Raw genomic sequence first — 18190 nt, 5'->3', positions numbered from 1 at the left:
TTCCGGCATCTTTTTTTATTGGTAGAGTGGGTATTTTGCAGTCAGTGCAGTCACTCTGTCTTTTAGTTCAGCGAACTCCTGACCATTTTTCACAGCTGTGAGCACTTCTGCCATAAGATCCGCCACTTCTCTCATATCATCTTCGTTAAAACCGCGTGTGGTCATGGCGGGTGTGCCCAAACGGATACCACTCGTGACAAATGGTGATTCTTCATCGAATGGAATCGCATTTTTATTACATGTGATGCCGATTTCATCCAATGCTTCTTCTGCCTGTTTTCCCGTCAGACCAAAAGTCTTCACATCAACCAGCAACAGATGCGTATCCGTACCGCCTGAAACGACACGGAGTCCTTTTTCCGTCAGTCTCTCAGCAAGTGACTTGGCATTTTTGATGACCTGCTCCTGATAAATCTTGAATTCAGGGTTCAATGCTTCACCGAATGCTACAGCTTTCGCTGCAATGACATGCATCAGTGGGCCGCCCTGGATTCCCGGGAAAATATTCTTATCAATTTTCTTCGCATGCTCATCCTTGGTAAGGATCAGGCCGCCGCGGGGACCTCTTAACGTCTTATGCGTTGTAGATGTAACGAAATCTGCATGTGGCACCGGATTCGGATGCAAGCCTGCAGCAATAAGCCCGGCGATATGCGCCATGTCCACCATCAGATAGGCACCGACCTCATCTGCGATTTCACGGAACTTGCTGAAATCGATTGCTGTCGAATACGCACTCGCACCTGCGACGATCATTTTAGGCTTATGTTCTTTTGCTTTTGCAAGAACATCCTCGTAATCGATCTGCTCATCTTTTTCTTTCACTCCGTAATCAACGAAATTGAAGAGTTTACCGCTGAAGTTGACCGGGCTGCCGTGTGTCAGATGTCCTCCGTGGTTCAAGTTCATACCGAGTACTGTATCCCCCGGCTCAAGCACTGAAAAGTAAACAGCCATGTTGGCCTGCGAACCAGAATGCGGCTGCACATTGGCATGGTCTGCTCCAAAAAGCTCTTTTGCACGTTCACGTGCGAGGTCTTCTACTACATCCACGTGTTCACATCCGCCATAGTAGCGTTTATGTGGGTAGCCTTCTGCATATTTGTTAGTCAATGTTGAACCTTGCGCTTCGAAAACAGCCTTTGATACAAAGTTCTCAGATGCGATTAATTCAATATTATTGTTTTGACGATCAAACTCTGCTTCCATTGCTTCAAAAAGTTTTGGGTCTTGTGACTCGATATGTGACATATTCTCTCTCCTTGAAATATATTATTAATAGTGAGCACGAGGGCCACCGATTAATTTCGGTCTGGAAAATGCTATCGTTACATTTGCGCGTCCCACCGTCTTCTGTTCCGTTCTGAACGGAACTGCGACATGACGCACATGCATACCAATCAATGTCTGTCCTATGTCGATGCCGCGGTCTGCCGTGACGTGCTCAACGACCACCGGTTCCCCGAGGTGTTGATAGGCGTACTCGCTCAGACTGCCTCCGGCTCCCCGGTGAGGCACAACATTTACAATCTCATAACCACGCTTTTTTGCAACTTTCTGTTCCATGGTTACGGCACGGTTGATATGTTCGCACCCTTGGAACATAATGTTGACATCAAATTTTTCTGCCATTTCGCTAAATGTCTCAAATATCACTTCGGCAACTTCCATCGAACTTTGTTTCCCGATATGATGACCAATCACTTCAGATGTTGAACATCCGATGACTATATCCTCACCCGGAACAAAAAAATCTGCATCTGTGAGATTTTCAATCAAAGCATCGATATCATTCTTCAATCTTGCAAACTCTTCGCTCATGTCTGCCACCTTCATATTCAGTATTCAGCCAAATATCGACAATATCATTTGCCAGCCCGGAGCCGATCACTCTCTCCCCCATGGCCAGCATATTCGAGTTGTTATGCTGTCTTGTTGCTTTTGCCGAGAAGCTGTCGTGTACCAGAGAGCAACGGATACCTTTTACTTTATTCGCGGTAATGCTCATCCCTATACCCGTACCGCAGATCAGGATCCCCCGGTCAAATTCGCCATCTGCAACTTTTTGTGATACCGGCTTTGCGTAATCCGGATAGTCCACAGACTCATCGGAATCCGGACCGTAATCCGTGACGTCCATCCCCTTTTCTGTCAGTTCCTGAACAACTGCCCTTTTGAGATTTACACCACCATGATCCGAAGCAATGACTATTTTCATAATTTCACCTCTTTGTTGATATTATATATGAAATTCATATTCAGCCAAATACTCTATAAATTTTTACAGTCCAAATTTATCAATATATGACTTAAGTTGATTGTACACTAATTCGTACTCTTTCGCAGAACCTCCGTAAGGGTCCAGAATCGGCACCTCGGACCCATCTGAAAATTCGCTGATCATTTTCACATCAGCCCCGGGAAAGCGCTGCTGTATCGCCATTTTGTGTTCCTCTGTCATTGTCAGCAGGAGGGCATCTTCAGTATCCCCCGTCCTCAATTGTTCAGGGGAGGAAGGCGGCACAAGCGACTCACGTTCTATTATATCAAGAGTGAACCTATTGGTCTCTCCGGCAATCACCATGAGGCCACGGGAAGCGAATTCCACATCCGGGAATTTTGTTTTTGCATAGCTTTCAGCCAGCGGGCTTCTGCATGTATTGCCGGTACACACGAATATTATCTTCATATATGATCATCCTTGATCACTTCATCACCGGCTGCTTTATAAATGCGGTTCATAAGCGCCTCGGTTTCAGCATTTTTGGAAAAGCCGTGTATATAGATCACGTCAACATCTGACTTATCCATCCTTCTCAGTGCGGCATACAGGTTCCTTGCCGCTTCACGGTGGCTGTCTTCACTTGAACAAAGACTTATGAAGTAGGCGCCCTCCGGAACATATTCTCTGCAGTTCTCAGGCGCAATGACCCCTATTTTTTCATCGCCGTCCGTGTCAATATGAGTATTATTCCTGAGTCCCCCCTCAATGACTGACAGTGGCTGACGCGGTGCATAATGCTTATATTTCATCCCCGGAGAAATCGGCTTTTCTGCACCTGTTTCATGTCTGTTCACAGTCTCCTCAAGTACACTCTCGAGTGCTTCTTTAGTAATGCTTCCCGGCCTTGCGATGCGGTAGGGATATTGTGTACAGTCAAGCACCGTACTTTCCAATCCGAACGTTGCGGGCTCACTTGCCACGACACCATAAACTTTACCGTTCAGATCATCAATGACATGCCGGTAGGCTGTAGGTGACGGCTTTCCGCTCAAGTTCGCACTCGGTGCTGCGAGTGGAAACCCGACATGTTCCAATATTGCATGGCCCACGGGATGGCTTGGCATTCTTACCGCCACCGAATTCAGCTCTGCCACAGTATTGCCTGCAAGCATACTGCCTTTAAGCGGGAGTATGAACGAAATCGGTCCCGGCCAGAAATGGGTCATCAATGTCTGAACCTTCGGATCCCGCAGCTCTGTGAAATCATCCAGCTGTTCCACACTGTGGATATGAACAATCAGAGGATTGTCACCCGGACGGCCTTTTGCGGAGAAGATCTTCTGTATGGCTTCTGAATTTCTGGCATCCCCCGCCAGACCGTAGACTGTTTCAGTGGGAATGCCTACCACTTCACCGTAGGTGAAGGCTGTTTTTATCTCATCCAGTTTATCTTTCGTATCTCTGTTTTTCAGCTGGTCAATATTAATTTCCCAAACTTTTGTATCCATGATCAATCCTCCCACCTGAAGAAAAGTATTCTGTCCTGTCCATTCATATCTTTTTTGAGTTCGGGCCGGGTGCCCGGCCATACTTCTTTGATGTAGGTACTGAGTGCTGAATATTGGCGCCAGCCAATTTCAAAATAGACAGTGCCTCCCTGTTTCAGTACAGTTGGCAATCCATCGATCATCCGTTTATAAAGTTCCAGCCCCCCGTCTTCGGCAAAAAGTGCCAGATGAGGTTCGTGACGGTAAACGGAGTCATCCATTTCATTTCTTTCATTATAGCTTATATACGGCGGGTTCGACACTATGCAGTCAACCATGATTCCTTTATCTATTAATGGCTCAAAAAGGCTGCCTTGCAGCATTCTGGGTGAGACCCCCAGCTCTGCAGCGTTCTCTTTGGCGACTTCAAGCGCCTGCTTGGAAATATCGGTCAGGATCACTTTATTATTCTTCCAATACTTCTGCAATAAAAGACCGATCGCCCCTGTTCCGGTGCCGATATCAACGACTGTTCTGCCATCGTCGGATTCCCTTCCCAGCACAAATTCGACAAGTTCTTCTGTTTCATTCCTCGGAATCAGCGTGTGTTCGTCCACTTTCAGCTTATGACCGTAAAACCAGCCGAAGCCTGTCACATACTGAAAAGGTTCTCCGGCTGCTGCTCTTTCAACTGCCTTTTCGTATTGGATACGCCTGTCATAAGGCACCGAATCATCAGCATGGAGCATGAAGTATGTACGGTCCATGCCAAAAAGGTCTTCAAGCAGAAGTGTCGCCACCCTTGGTTCTGCGTCAGATAAAATTAAAGAGGCTTCCGCCTCTTCAATCATCCTTTTGTAGCTATAGTGTTGCATTATTCAATTCATCCAGTTTGCTGGTCTGTTCCTCGATTGTCAGGGCATCGATTATTTCATCGAGTTTCCCTTCAATGATCTGGTCGAGCTTTTGGATGGTCAATCCTATGCGGTGATCGGTCACGCGGTTCTGAGGATAATTATAAGTCCGGATACGTTCGGAACGGTCTCCTGTACCAACAGCACTCTTTCTTTTTTCCGCATATTCCGCATGGGCTTCCTGCTCCATCAGATCATATATGCGTGCCTTTATTACCTTCATTGCACGTTCACGGTTTTTAATCTGTGATTTTTCATCCTGTGATGTCACAACCACCCCCGTCGGCAGGTGAGTGATCCTCACTGCCGAGTCGGTCGTATTGACGTGCTGGCCGCCTGCACCGCTTGAACGATAAGTATCGATTTTCAAATCTTCATTGCGGATATTCACTTCCACATCTTCCACTTCCGGCAATACTGCGACAGTGGCGGTTGAAGTATGGATCCTGCCGCCGGATTCAGTCTCGGGCACACGCTGTACACGGTGAGCACCATTTTCATACTTCAGCTTCGAAAAGGCCCCCTGTCCCTGGATCATGAAGCTGATCTCCTTATATCCGCCCTGGTCGTTGGAATGGGCTTCAACAACTTCAGTTTTCCATCCATGGTCTTCAGCAAACCTGGAATACATTCTGAACAGGTTCCCGGCGAATATCTGTGCCTCATCTCCGCCTGCAGCACCACGGATTTCCATGATGACGTTTTTATCATCATTAGGATCTTTCGGAATGAGTTCGAACTTCAGCTGCTCTTCCAATTCAGGAATTCGCGATTTAGCTCCTGATAGTTCCTCTTTAAGCATATCGAGCATTTCTTTGTCGTCAGTTTCGCCCATCATCTCTTCGGACTCTTCAATCGTTTCTTTCTGGAGTTTGTATTCTCTGTAGATTTCAACCGTCTTCTGCAGATCACTTTGTTCTTTGGAATACTCTCTCAGCTTATCTGAATCACTGACTACATCCGGGTCACTCAGCAGTTCATTAAGCTGCTCGTAACGATTTTCTATGATTTCGAGTTGATCAAACATAATTTTCACCTTTTTCGTCCTTATAATCCTGTTAATTATACCATATTTCAGGCATAAAAAAACTGCATTGAAGTTACACTTCAATGCAGTGATTTCTTTATTATTCGTTGGCGCTTTTGAAACCGAATTTTTTGTTGAATCTTTCAATACGGCCATCAGCAGATGCGAATTTTTGACGTCCAGTGTAGAATGGATGACATTCAGAGCATACCTCTACTTTGATATCCTCATTGTTCACTGAGCCTGTTTCAAATTCGTTACCGCATGAGCACGTAACTTTGACTTTGTTATATTCCGGATGAATTGCTTGTTTCATTACTTTCAGCTCCTTTGCCCTGAACCATCTGGAACAGAGTTTATTAGTGGCTTTTACCACTTCGACATTAATATATTATACACCCCGCGGTGTAAAAAATCAAGAGGCGTGTTTCAGTTTTAAATGACAGGCTTCCCTGTGTTTTGGGAAGAGAGCATGCGCTTCCTCAGAACATCGAAAAACTCCTCATTGGCCTTCGTCTGTTTCAGTATTCTCAGGAATCTTTCAGTGAAGTCCGGTGCATCTGTGAACAGATTCCTCAACTGCCACAGTATGTCGAGTTCCTTCTTATTAAGAAGCAGTTCTTCTTTTCTCGTGCTGGAACGCTTGATGTCGATTGCCGGATAGATCCGTCGTTCGCTTAAATTACGGTCCAAGTGCAGTTCCATGTTTCCCGTCCCTTTGAACTCTTCATATATGACATCATCCATACGGCTTCCCGTGTCCACCAGTGCAGTGGATAATATGGTGAGGCTGCCGCCCGCTTCAATATTTCTTGCCGCCCCGAAAAAATGTTTCGGGCGGTGAAGACTGGCAGGATCCAGACCGCCGGAAAGCGTTCTGCCGCTCGGCGGAATGACCAGGTTATATGCACGGGCAAGTCTTGTGATGGAATCCATCAATACTATGACATCCTCTCCCATTTCAACAAGGCGTTTCGTTCGTTCAAGCAAAAGCTCAGCCACTTTCACGTGATGTTCAGGTGGCTCGTCAAAAGTGGAATGCACAACTTCTGCATCTTCGACTGAACGTTCCAGATCCGTAACTTCTTCAGGGCGTTCCCCGATGAGCAGTATGAACAGTTTTGTATTTGGGTGGTTTTCTGTGATTGCATTGGCGATTTCTTTCAATAAAGAAGTTTTTCCGGCTTTCGGCGGAGCAACAATCATACCGCGCTGCCCGAAACCGATCGGGGTGATAAGATCCATTATACGCGTGGACAGATCGTTTGATTTGTTTTCCAGATGGATGCGCGTATCCGGGTAGAGTGGAGTCAATGCTTGGAAGTGGGGTCTTTTTTTCACATCTTCTGCATTCTGATCATTTATAAAATCAACCTGAAGCAGACCGTAATATTTTTCATTATCTTTGGGCCGTCGTACTTTGCCAGTAACCTTATCCCCTTTTTTCAACTCGAATCTGCGGATCTGGGATGCGGAAATATAGATATCCTTCTCCCCTTTGGAAAAGTTCACCGTTCTTAAAAAACCGTAACCGTCCTGTTGAATATCATCCAGAACTCCTTCCATATAATAGTTGCCGTCCTTCTCCATCTCGGCTTCCATTATCGCCAGGACCAGTTCCTTTTTATTCAGCCGGCTGTAATTGGAAAGTCCCAGTTCTTTAGCACGTACTGTAAGTTCTTTCGTATTATTCTTTTTATAGAGTGCATCAAAGGATTCATATTTCAATCCTTCCTTTTCTCGCTCTGCCATAAATTCACTTCACTTTCATATATTCGGAGCCCTCGGATCGTTCAGGGTTTTAAATAAGGGAAACTTTGAGTTTTTAACAATTTCATATTCTACACTATAAACATTTAAAATGAAAGAAGTGCCGGCAATGGACAAAATATGTACAAAAAATCCCGGCTTATCTTTAAATAAACCGGGATGATCATAATCAATCTTCGGAAATTTCTTCACGCCATATATCGGCACCGAGACTGTCGAGCTTTTTAACGATGTCAGTGTAGCCCCGGTCGATATGGTTTACATTGTGTATTGTGGTAACGCCATCGGCAATCAGACCTGAGATGAGAAGACAGGCACCTGCACGCAAATCGCTTGCATACACGTTCGCACCTTTTAGCTCTGACGGATAGACAAGTGCCGAGCCGCCTTTTTGCTCAATCTTACCATCCATACGGTTCAATTCATCCACATGTCTGAATCGGGCCGGATAGATCGTCTCTGTTATTTTACTCACACCATCCGCTTTGAACAGAAGCGGTGTGAGCGGCTGTTGCAAGTCTGTGGCAAAGCCCGGATACACTTGAGTCTTTACAGAAATCGGACGGTATTCATCCGGTTTTGTAATCGTGGCGTAATCATCACCGATTTCAATTTTGACACCAAGCTCCTCGAGCTTTGCAGTCAGCGATTCCATATGTGTCGGTATGATATTACGGACGGTAAAGTTATCGCCTGCAGCTGCTCCGGCAATCATGTAGGTCCCTGTTTCGATTCTGTCAGGGATGATATTGTGTGTTGTACCATGAAGTTTTTCGACACCGTTGATTTTGATTGTGTCAGTGCCTGCACCGCGGACATCTGCCCCCATATTGTTAAGCAGGGATGCAACATCCACGATTTCAGGTTCTTTCGCAACGTTTTCAAGAACTGTACGTCCTTTTGCACAACTTGCGGCAATCATCAGGTTGATCGTCGCACCAACGGAAACGACATCGAAGAAAATCTTCGCGCCTTTCAATTCCTCCGCCACAAGGTACATCGCGCCGTGTTCATTGGTGACTTTGGCACCAAGCGCTTCAAATCCTTTAATATGCTGGTCGATCGGACGCGGACCGAGCGGACATCCTCCCGGCAAACCGATCACACATTTCTTGAAACGGGCGAGCATGGCCCCCATCATATAATAAGATGCACGTAAAGACTGCACTTTAGTGTTCGGCAAAGGCATGTTCTCAGCCTCTTCAGCATTGATTTTCAATACTGTACCATCCAGATCCGTTTTGATATTAAGGTCATTTAAAAGGCTCATCAACGTCTCGACATCCGAAATTTCCGGAAGTCCTTCCAGTATCACGTCCCCCTCTTCAGCCATCAATGAAGCAGGAATGAGGGCAACTGCACTATTCTTTGCACCACTGATTTCGACTTCGCCGGAGAGCGTTTTGCCTCCCTTGACTTTTATCACTTCTTTACCCATAATCCTTCTCCTTATACGGTAGACCCGTCTATTGGTCTTTGATGCTGTTCCAGTCGTTTAAGAACTGATCAATGCCTTTGTCTGTAAGCGGATGCTGTGTGAGTTTCTTCAGCACTTTATACGGAATCGTCGCAATATCAGCACCACGCAGGGCAGCACCATGAATGTGCCCTTCATTTCTGATGGACGCTGCTATGATTTCTGTATCGATTTCATGAACAGTGAATATATAATTGATGTCTTCGATCAGGTCAAGACCTTCCAGTCCGATGTCATCCAATCTGCCGATGAACGGCGAAACATATGTCGCACCCGCCCGTGCTGCAGTCAATGCCTGAACTGTGTTGAAAACTAGTGTTACATTTGTTTTGATGCCTTCAGATGCAAGCACTTTGACAGCTTTCATCCCTTCTTCAGTCATAGGGATCTTGACGATGATATGCTCATGAAGTTTAGCAAGTTCGCGCCCTTCTGAAATCATTCCTTCCGCATCGAGTGCAATGACCTCGCCGCTGACAGGACCTCCGACAAGCTCGCATATTTCAACGAGACGGTCATGGAAAGAGATTCCTTTCTCTTTGGCTACAAGTGAAGGGTTCGTTGTAACACCGGCCAGTACACCCCACTCATTTATTTCTGTGATTTCATCCATGTTAGCTGTATCAATAAAATATCTCATTATTTGGGCACCTCCGAAAAATTATTGGTCATTCCATTATAAAGTAGTTTGGAGGGAATGGGCAATGAATTTGACGGCTTCCCCGAGTGTATACGTTTTCTCTATGAAGTGCGTGCTGTAATCTGCAACTCTGAACACCTGCATATACCATATATTGATAATGTCAGAAACAGTTCAATGATTCAATTAAAACTTGATGAAAATTCATTAAAATATGCTGGAGTCCGTAAATTGATGAGTTTCTTACATTCACTGTTTTTCGTAATAAAAAAGCCTGCCCTCACGGGACAGACTCCTCTCAATCGGTTATTACGCTTTGTTGGAAGTACCGAATTCTTTGATTTTGCCTTGTACAGTCGCTTTGACTGCTTCACGTGCCGGTCCAAGATATTTACGTGGATCGTAAACTTCTGAATCATTGTTCAGAACATCTCTTACTGCTTTTGCTGAAGCAATCTGGCTTTCAGTGTTAACGTTGATTTTGGCGGTTCCGTAGGAAATCGCCTTTTGGATATCATGAGTCGGAATTCCTGTTCCTCCGTGGAGAACCAGCGGAATATCGGACTGGTTGCCGATCTCTTCCATTTCTTTGAACCCAAGGTTAGGTTCACCTTTGTAAGGGCCGTGCACTGAACCAAGTGCAGGTGCCAGGCAGTCGATACCTGTGCGCTCTACGAGCTCGCGGCATTCCTCGGGATCTGCATAGATGACACCGTCTGCAATTACATCGTCTTCCTGTCCGCCGACAACGCCAAGTTCCGCTTCAACAGAAACACCTTTAGGATGCGCGTATTCAACGACCTTTTTAGTCGTTGCGATGTTTTCCTCAAATGGGCCATGGGAAGCATCGATCATGACTGAAGTGAATCCAGCTTCAATCGCCTCAACACATTTTTCGTAGCTGGAACCATGGTCAAGGTGAATTGCGACCGGAACAGTGATGTCAAGATCTTCTATGAGGGCTTCGATCATTTTGACAACTGTTTTCATACCGCTCATATATCTTGCAGCACCTTCGGAAACACCAAGGATTACAGGTGCATTCTCTTCCTGGGTCGCCATCAGGATCCCCTGGGCGAATTCAAGATTGTTCACGTTATACTGTCCAACAGCATAACCTTCTTTCCTTGCTTTATTAAGCATATCTTTCATTGATACTAAAGGCATTATAATTTTCCTCCTAAAATTCGTTACTTCTAATTGATTATAGCAAAAGCATTTAATTATTAGCAATCGTTTGGTAATATTGCTTTACCATGAAAAAGAACGGAGAGAATGTAATGGATAAAATTTTACAGACTCAACTCGTGAATATCTACAATCATATCGATGCCCAGTCAGAGGAAATAGAGATGGCCGCGAGACTCCTCTCACAGGCAGTACACTCCGAAGGCGGAATATATATAAAGACATTCCATGATATTGCAGGAATGGAAAACTATCTGCTTGAAGGCACACTGTCACTGCCTAAAGTGAAGCGTCTGGACGCCATTTCCGAGGTCGGTTCACCCGACAGAGTACTCGTCTCCGCCGACATGTTTGATGAAGAAGTAAAAGCATTCGTTGAAGCACTTGAGACAGCTGATATCGAATTTGTACTGGTATCCAATTTCAACAAACACGAGTCGGAAAAGATGGATCGGATCCACCACTACATCGACCTTTCATCCCCCCGGCCGCTAATTCCAACACCCAACTTCGATAAGATTGTAAATCCGTATATGAGTGCCTTCCTGTATCTCTACAACCATTTATATGTACTGATAGATGAGATGACGAATGAGGATTATTGGATGTAGAATATTTTCGCAAAACCGGAATGGGGCTTCCCATTCCGGTTTTTAGTTCTGAATGAAGGGATGATTCCCGAAGGAGGATCATCCCTTCATGGGTATTGACGGGATCCTTTCACCCCCTTCTCTTATTACAGAGGACATATTCACGTCCGGTTTTATTGCAAAGGGACAGACATCCCGCGCTTCAATGATTTTTATCCATCAATCTGGAAGCAACAATAAGCCCATGTCACCCCCCCTTCACCAAACGGCGGAGGGGGCTTCATTTAATATACATTCTATTTCATGCTTGCCTGGATCAATCCTTGGAATAATGGATGCGGTCTTGTTGGTCTGGACTGGAATTCCGGATGGAATTGCACTGCCACGAAGTATGGATGATCCTTCAACTCGATCATCTCCACCAGCCGTCCGTCCGGAGAGGTTCCAGAGAATACCATCCCCGCCTCTTCCAGCTGTTCTTTATATTTGTTATTGAATTCATAACGGTGCCTGTGTCTTTCGTCAACACTTTCCACACCATATAATTCACTGGCAATCGTGCCTGCTTTAATATCGCATGGGAAACTTCCAAGGCGCAGTGTACCGCCAAGGTCTACAACATCCTTCTGATCCGGCATCAAGTCGATTACCGGATGCGGTGTTTCCGGATCGAGTTCACTGGAATGTGCATTTTCCAAACCGACTACATTACGTGCGAACTCCACTGTTGCAAGCTGCATTCCAAGACAGATTCCGAGTAACGGCACTTTATTCTCTCGTGCATAACGGAGTGCATGGATCTTGCCTTCCACTCCGCGTTCTCCGAAACCGCCCGGCACAAGGATGCCGTCTGCGCCTGCAAGTTCTTCTTTATAGTTGTCTTCAGCCAGATTCTCTGAATTGATCCACTTGATATCGATCTCGGCCTGCTGTTCATATCCCGCATGCCTGAGTGACTCTGCCACTGACAAGTATGCATCCTGCAAGGATACATATTTACCCACCAAGGCGATTTTGATTGTACGGTTGATTTTACTCAGATTATCCAGCAAGTGTTTCCAATCTTCGAGCTCTGCTTCCTGAGTGCTCTCAAGACCCAGTCTGTCGATGACCAGGGAGTCCATGTTCTGTTCCTGAAGACGGATGACGATATTATATATCGTTTCTTCGTCCCGTGCTTCAATCACGCTTTTTTTATCAATATCACAGAAGAGTGCAATTTTATCTCTCAGATCCTCAGCCATCTCATATTCGGAACGGACAACGATCATATCCGGCTGGATACCAAGGCCTCTCAGTTCTTTCACGCTGTGCTGTGTCGGTTTCGTTTTCATTTCGCCTGCAGCCTTGATGTATGGAAGCAGTGTACAGTGAATAAACATTACGTTTTCAGAGCCGAGATCGCTTCTCAGCTGTCTGATAGACTCCAGGAATGGAAGTGATTCTATGTCCCCTGTCGTACCGCCGATTTCAGTTATGACGATATCCGCATTGGACTCTTCACCAGCTTGTAACAGGCGGGATTTAATCTCATTCGTTATATGAGGAATCACCTGCACCGTGCCTCCAAGGTAATCGCCGCGGCGCTCTTTTCTAATCACTTCAGAATAGACTTTCCCTGCTGTAACATTGGAATATTTATGAAGATTTATGTCGATGAAACGCTCGTAATGCCCGAGATCAAGGTCAGTTTCTGCACCGTCTTCTGTGACGAAGACTTCACCGTGCTGGTACGGGCTCATTGTTCCCGGATCTACGTTCAGGTATGGATCGAACTTCTGAATTGTTATGGAAAATCCTCTGTCTTTCAATAGTCTTCCCAGTGACGCAGCTGTGATGCCTTTGCCAAGGGAAGAGACTACGCCGCCTGTTACAAAAATATATTTAGTCATTGCACTTCCTCCTGTAAAAATAAAAATAGCTCCCTTCCACACTTGGTGAAAAGGAGCCGTTCTTTACAATCCCTGTTTCAGGGAGCCCAATAAAAATAATATCACTTTTAAAAAGAAAGTCAACTGGAATCTCTGCTTTAGAGGTCCGGTTTATCTTCGTAGCTGTCTTCCAGCTCATCAGTATCATCATATTCGACACTCTCGTCGATGGAGTCATCCATAGCCTCATCGAGGTCATCTTCCGATTCCACTTCGTTGTCATTCAAAGGAGAATCAAGATCTTCTGTATCATCTTCGACAAGTTCCTTATCCTGATCGAACGCTTCCACTTCATCATAGACAATCGGGTCTTCTTCCTCTACTGCGAGTTCTATTTTGTGAATCGTAGGTGCAATCTTATCTGAAATATCATCTACAGAATACCAGTCTCTCAGACCCCAGACCCCTTCTCCGGTGCTCAGAAATCTGCCGTCGGTATTTAAATCTGTATAAAATTGAAGTACACGGTTTTCGATTTCATCATCTGTATAACCGCCTACCTTTTTGAACTTATCAATAATATCATAGAGGTTCTTTTCCTTGCCCTGTTCCTGTAAATAAATATGGGACATGTCGATGAAAGAGTTCTCATCCATCATTTCCTTGGAGTAATCATCCAGTCGCATCCAATTCATCCTTTCCAGTCTGGAATGTCAAAAAACATCATACATTTAAACGACGTATGAATCAAGCACTAATTTAATAGTTTATATACTTCTTGTAAAGCTTCGAATTTTCATCTTCATCAAATTTAACAAAACCGACACGCTCAAACAATCTTATTTTCTCTGCCGCATCATCCATATGAACAATCAAATCTCTGATTTCAGGCATGTTCCTTCTTAAGAATGTACCGAACTGACGCAGTGCAGTCGAAGCGATTCCACGGTTCCGTTCTTCCAATTCTGTATAAAGATGGGTGATCCTTAATACCTCTTTATCCACTTCCCCCTCTATATAACCCACTTTTTCCTTTTTATTCAAAATGATCTCTATTCTGACTTTCGGCAGAACGGCTGATTCGTCGAGTTTCAATTTTACATTATGTACATATTTTTGATCCAGATCCAAATAATATAAACGCTCCTTACCGATCGGTCCGTCCTCCTTAGTCGCAGTGTGCATAAAACCTGCCCGCTCATACAGACTCCAGGCGGCCTGATTTTCCGCGTCTACCACCAGGTAAAGATGATCAAGCGCTTCGTATTTCCCCTGGACATACTGCGGCAGAGCCATAGCAACTTTAGTCCCGTATCCCCTGCCCTGCAGCTTTTCATTAATAGACAGAGACCTGATATATACGACTTCATGCGGCGTATCGTACCCTTCATGCTGATAATATTTATGAAGCACGAAAAATCCCACAATTTCCTGATCCTCATTCTGTACTACACAGGGTGTGCGGTATGGATCTTTGAGCGCATCATCAAGCACATCCATAGGCAGACTCGAATACACCTGCTGCTTCTCACTCAGTTCGAATGCTTTTAAATTCCCTCGATCTTCCTCTTGATAATCGCGAATTATGATGTCGGTCATATTGAAACCCCTTTTTGACAAGTTTATTCATTTTGTTATTATACTAACTATACCCTTAAGAGTTTATTATTGTCACCCAGATATCGAAGCGTGATTTATTGCGTTTATTATACAGTAAATGGGGGTACAGCAAAAAGAATTTGCAAAATTTAGGGGGAGAAATTTTGAAAAAAGAAAATTTAGCGAATGATTCAGATGATGAAATTCCGAAAAAGCCAGAAAAAAATTCAAGATTAGGGCTTGTTTTCTGGGTATCAGCAAGCGTAATTCTGTTTGCGGCGATTCTCGCCATAATAATACCCGATAGATTCCAGATAGCCTCAGAATCAGTCTATGGCTGGATTTCGAATTACTTCAGCTGGTTCTTCATGATTGCAGTTTTTGGTTTTGGTGTTTTTCTTATATTTCTTGCACTGTCTCCGTACGGCAGGGTCAAATTGGGCGGAGACCAGTCAAAGCCGGAATTTTCATTCCGTTCCTGGATAGGGATGTTATTTTCCGCAGGCCTTGGTGTAGGGCTCGTATTCTTCGGTGTGGCTGAACCGATGAGTCACTACATGATTTCGCCGTTTACAGGTGGACCGATTGAGAATGAAGATGCCGCAAGGATGGCAATGGGCTATTCATTCTTCCACTGGGGTATTTCCCAATGGTCGATATTCGGTGTCGCGGGACTCGCTATTGGTTATTCTCAATACCGCAAACAAAAAAATGGTCTCGTATCAACTTCTCTTGAGCCGCTTTTCGGCACGGAATATAACAGGAAAGCCAGAAAAGCGATTGATATTCTCGCCGTAATTGCAACAGTAACCGGGATGGCCACTTCCGTCGGCCTTGGCATCATGCAGATGGATGGTGGTTTGAATATCGCCTACGGAATACCTTCGGGTGCCCTGACGCAAATCATACTTACTGCTGTAATGACGGGTCTTTTCATACTTTCTACTACGACAGGTTTAAAAAGAGGCATCAAATGGCTGAGCAACCTGAATATGATCCTCGCAGCAGTCATCACCATTTTCGTAATGGCCATGGGTCCTTTTACGTTCATCATGGAAAGCATCATCGTCGGACTCGGGGATTATATTTCAAATTATGTCGGCTACTCACTCAGGATGCAGCCCTATTCGGGAGAAGTCTGGGTCCAGGAGTGGACTGTCTTCTACTGGGCGTGGGTTATTGCCTGGAGTCCATTCATAGGTTCATTCGTAGCACGCGTATCCAAGGGACGGACAATCCGCGAGTATGTAATGGGGATTCTCATTGTCCCGCCAATACTGTCATTCCTGTGGATTGGCGCTCTCGGCGGTACAGCTATCTATTCCGATTTATTTAACGGCACGAATATCGGAGGGCTTGTACTGGAAGATGACACTGCCGCATTGTTTGCATTGTTTGACCAGTTGCCGCTGACAGAGTTGTTCTCGGCTCTTGCGATTCTGCTGATTTTCACTTTCCTGGTCACGTCGGCAGACTCTGCAACGTTCATAGTAGCCGGAATGACATCAGGGAATACAGAAAATCCTGGAATGAGATTGAAGATTATCTGGGGTGTGCTTCTCGGCCTCCTCACTGTAACTTTGATCATCGCCGGAGGATTAACCAGTCTTCAGGCAGCTTCCCTGCTTGCAGGACTTCCGTTCGGTGTCATCCTGATCCTTATGATTGTCGCTGTTTCCAAGTCGCTCAGACGGGAGCCGAACGACTCGATGAAACGCAGACAGAAAAAAGGCAAAAGGAAAAACGTATAAATTTCATGTTAAAAAAGAAGAATGTCATTGGTATAATAAATCCAATGACATTCTTTTTTGTTGGAGGCTAATTATGAAAATCGGAATTGACGCAGGTGGGACACTTTTAAAAATCGTCTACCTTAAGAATGGAGAAAGACGGTTTGAAAAAAGATCATCTTCAGAAATAGATATCCTGATTGATGAACTTAATACCCATCATACAGAAGATGAGATATATCTTACCGGCGGTAAGGCGGAATATATGGATGAGAAATTGAACTGTACATATGGAATGTCAGTCGAGTTCGACGCGACATTCCGAGGGTTGACTGCACTCATGAAAGAACAGGAATTATCAATCGGCCGCTTCGTCTACCTGAACGTCGGGACAGGCACGAGTTTTCATCAGGCAGATGAAGACGGGCAGACACGGGTAGGCGGGTCTGGAGTCGGCGGCGGCACTCTGATGGGGCTGTCCAAACTTCTTACTGACATGGACTCCTATGATGAGATCATCAAACTGGCCGAAAAAGGAAACAGGGATGAAGTCGATCTTCAGGTCCACCATATTTATGCCGGCCGGCCTACCCCGATTCCGGGAGATCTCACTGCGAGCAACTTCGGCAATGTCCTCAGCGGCAACATTCATAATTTGAGCAATGCAGACAAGCTCCAGGCAGTCATCGGCCTGGTTGCCGAGACCGTAACCGCAATCGGCATAAGCCTCGCTGATGGATTCGACACGAAAGAGATTGTCTTTATCGGTTCCACCCTGCTCAATAACGATGTAATGAGAGAAATCATAGAGAGATATGCCGGACTCAAGGGAGCCAATGCCCATATTATCGAAAACGGTGAATATTCCGGCGCAATCGGGGCAGTATTATAGAGTATTGTGAAAGACCACAAAGCTGTCTTTCCGCCTCTCTATTGTGAGTGGAATGGAATAGCAATCGGAAAGCATTTCTGATGTGACTCTGTCCGGACCGATCCCCGAAGCAATCACCCTGCCGTCTTTGATCATCGTAACAGTATCTGCATAAGTCATCGCAAGGGCTGCATCATGCATGTTTGCGATGATTGTTTTTTTGTCCGCTTCAGCTTTCATCCATTTCAATATCTGATGCTGATATTTAAGATCCAGTCCCTGTTCAACCTCATCAAGCATCATGATGTTTTTTTGCTCCATCGCGATCTGTGCACACTGCACCCGCTTGAATTCCCCGCCGGACAACACTTCTATCGTCCGGTCTGTGAAATTTTCCAGCTCAAATGTTTCAATCAGACTTTGATACAGATCTTCATTCTGATGATCAGCTGTCATATTGATATACTCATCTGCAGTGATTCGGAACACGGGACTGTCTTGCGGAAGGTAGCTTAGAAACTGATGTGTCGTTCCAACCTTACTTCCCCTGTAATAAATATCCCGCATCTTTATAGAATCATCACTGTATCCAAGTATCGCCCTCATCAATGAACTTTTCCCGCTGCCGTTCGGCCCGAGTACGGCATGGAGTCCTTTCCCAAAACTTAAATCTTCTATATTCATCCGGAATTTTCCATAATCCAGTTTAAGCTTTTCAATTGTAAGCACACCGGTCACCTCCGCTAGTATTTTATAAATCAGTACCCTATAATCATAATTAAAGAAGCCATGGAGGTCTTAG

The 18190-nt window shown here is 45.1% G+C and carries 19 protein-coding genes; 3 read left to right on the top strand and 16 right to left on the bottom strand.

Annotation, left to right across the window (positions count from 1 at the left end; all coding sequences use genetic code 11):
• Nucleotides 1-15 precede the first annotated feature (15 nt).
• From glyA to BM271_RS06315, 12 genes are all read right to left on the bottom strand, one after another.
• Complete coding sequence (gene glyA, locus BM271_RS06370; RefSeq protein ID WP_046790976.1) at nucleotides 16-1251, bottom strand: serine hydroxymethyltransferase; 1236 nt, start codon at nucleotides 1249-1251, stop codon at nucleotides 16-18.
• Nucleotides 1252-1275: 24 nt separating this feature from the next.
• Complete coding sequence (locus tag BM271_RS06365) at nucleotides 1276-1836, bottom strand: TIGR01440 family protein (RefSeq protein WP_234960465.1); 561 nt, start codon at nucleotides 1834-1836, stop codon at nucleotides 1276-1278.
• A complete protein-coding gene (rpiB, locus tag BM271_RS06360; protein WP_046790978.1) occupies nucleotides 1790-2218 on the bottom strand; it encodes a ribose 5-phosphate isomerase B in 429 nt (142 codons plus the stop codon). The genes BM271_RS06365 and rpiB overlap by 47 nt, the downstream gene beginning before the upstream one ends.
• A 63-nt stretch (nucleotides 2219-2281) precedes the next feature.
• Nucleotides 2282-2689 carry an arsenate reductase/protein-tyrosine-phosphatase family protein gene (locus BM271_RS06355; RefSeq protein ID WP_046790979.1) on the bottom strand — a complete coding sequence of 136 codons (408 nt, stop codon included), beginning with the start codon at nucleotides 2687-2689 and terminating at the stop codon, nucleotides 2282-2284.
• Nucleotides 2686-3732 (bottom strand): L-threonylcarbamoyladenylate synthase, encoded by a 1047-nt coding sequence (locus BM271_RS06350; RefSeq protein ID WP_046790980.1) that lies wholly within the window; start codon nucleotides 3730-3732, stop codon nucleotides 2686-2688. The genes BM271_RS06355 and BM271_RS06350 overlap by 4 nt, the downstream gene beginning before the upstream one ends.
• Nucleotides 3733-3734: 2 nt before the next feature.
• Nucleotides 3735-4586 carry a peptide chain release factor N(5)-glutamine methyltransferase gene (gene prmC / locus BM271_RS06345; protein WP_052749902.1) on the bottom strand — a complete coding sequence of 284 codons (852 nt, stop codon included), beginning with the start codon at nucleotides 4584-4586 and terminating at the stop codon, nucleotides 3735-3737.
• Nucleotides 4573-5652: a peptide chain release factor 1 gene (gene prfA / locus BM271_RS06340; RefSeq protein ID WP_046790981.1), complete on the bottom strand. Its 1080-nt coding sequence runs from the start codon at nucleotides 5650-5652 to the stop codon at nucleotides 4573-4575. The genes prmC and prfA overlap by 14 nt, the downstream gene beginning before the upstream one ends.
• A 100-nt stretch (nucleotides 5653-5752) precedes the next feature.
• Nucleotides 5753-5968 carry a 50S ribosomal protein L31 gene (rpmE, locus tag BM271_RS06335; protein ID WP_046790982.1) on the bottom strand — a complete coding sequence of 72 codons (216 nt, stop codon included), beginning with the start codon at nucleotides 5966-5968 and terminating at the stop codon, nucleotides 5753-5755.
• A gap of 119 nt (nucleotides 5969-6087) precedes the next feature.
• A complete protein-coding gene (gene rho, locus BM271_RS06330) occupies nucleotides 6088-7404 on the bottom strand; it encodes a transcription termination factor Rho (RefSeq protein WP_046790983.1) in 1317 nt (438 codons plus the stop codon).
• A gap of 187 nt (nucleotides 7405-7591) precedes the next feature.
• Nucleotides 7592-8860, bottom strand: a complete 1269-nt coding sequence (locus tag BM271_RS06325; protein WP_046790984.1) for a UDP-N-acetylglucosamine 1-carboxyvinyltransferase — start codon at nucleotides 8858-8860, stop codon at nucleotides 7592-7594.
• Nucleotides 8861-8888: 28 nt separating this feature from the next.
• Nucleotides 8889-9539, bottom strand: a complete 651-nt coding sequence (gene fsa, locus BM271_RS06320; RefSeq protein WP_046790985.1) for a fructose-6-phosphate aldolase — start codon at nucleotides 9537-9539, stop codon at nucleotides 8889-8891.
• 309 nt (nucleotides 9540-9848) lie between these two features.
• Nucleotides 9849-10706, bottom strand: coding sequence for a class II fructose-bisphosphate aldolase (locus BM271_RS06315; RefSeq protein ID WP_046790986.1), 858 nt, complete (start codon nucleotides 10704-10706; stop codon nucleotides 9849-9851).
• Nucleotides 10707-10819: 113 nt separating this feature from the next.
• On the opposite strand from BM271_RS06315, the gene BM271_RS06310 reads away from it, so the two are divergent.
• Entirely contained in the window at nucleotides 10820-11338 is a 519-nt protein-coding gene (locus BM271_RS06310) for a DUF2529 family protein (protein WP_046790987.1), read from the top strand.
• Between the two features lie 275 nt (nucleotides 11339-11613).
• Here the strand turns inward: BM271_RS06310 and BM271_RS06305 are convergent, their stop codons facing one another.
• The 3 genes from BM271_RS06305 to BM271_RS06295 all read right to left on the bottom strand — a co-directional run bounded on the left by BM271_RS06305 (nucleotide 11614) and on the right by BM271_RS06295 (nucleotide 14787).
• Nucleotides 11614-13209 carry a CTP synthase gene (locus tag BM271_RS06305; RefSeq protein WP_046790988.1) on the bottom strand — a complete coding sequence of 532 codons (1596 nt, stop codon included), beginning with the start codon at nucleotides 13207-13209 and terminating at the stop codon, nucleotides 11614-11616.
• Nucleotides 13210-13346: 137 nt separating this feature from the next.
• Nucleotides 13347-13874 (bottom strand): DNA-directed RNA polymerase subunit delta, encoded by a 528-nt coding sequence (gene rpoE, locus BM271_RS06300; protein ID WP_046790989.1) that lies wholly within the window; start codon nucleotides 13872-13874, stop codon nucleotides 13347-13349.
• A gap of 73 nt (nucleotides 13875-13947) precedes the next feature.
• Complete coding sequence (locus BM271_RS06295) at nucleotides 13948-14787, bottom strand: GNAT family N-acetyltransferase (RefSeq protein WP_052749903.1); 840 nt, start codon at nucleotides 14785-14787, stop codon at nucleotides 13948-13950.
• A 164-nt stretch (nucleotides 14788-14951) separates the two neighbouring features.
• Between BM271_RS06295 and BM271_RS06290 the strand changes: the two genes are divergently transcribed.
• Entirely contained in the window at nucleotides 14952-16538 is a 1587-nt protein-coding gene (locus BM271_RS06290) for a BCCT family transporter (RefSeq protein ID WP_143544908.1), read from the top strand.
• A 73-nt stretch (nucleotides 16539-16611) separates the two neighbouring features.
• Complete coding sequence (coaW, locus tag BM271_RS06285; protein WP_046790991.1) at nucleotides 16612-17409, top strand: type II pantothenate kinase; 798 nt, start codon at nucleotides 16612-16614, stop codon at nucleotides 17407-17409.
• Here coaW and BM271_RS06280 read toward each other — a convergent pair.
• Nucleotides 17404-18117 carry an ATP-binding cassette domain-containing protein gene (locus BM271_RS06280; protein WP_046790992.1) on the bottom strand — a complete coding sequence of 238 codons (714 nt, stop codon included), beginning with the start codon at nucleotides 18115-18117 and terminating at the stop codon, nucleotides 17404-17406. The two genes, coaW and BM271_RS06280, sit on opposite strands and share 6 nt — an antisense overlap.
• Nucleotides 18118-18190 lie beyond the last annotated feature (73 nt).

This window comes from Salinicoccus halodurans, from assembly GCF_900114445.1.
GTDB lineage: Bacteria > Bacillota > Bacilli > Staphylococcales > Salinicoccaceae > Salinicoccus > Salinicoccus halodurans.
This window is presented reverse-complemented; position numbering and strand designations above follow the sequence as displayed.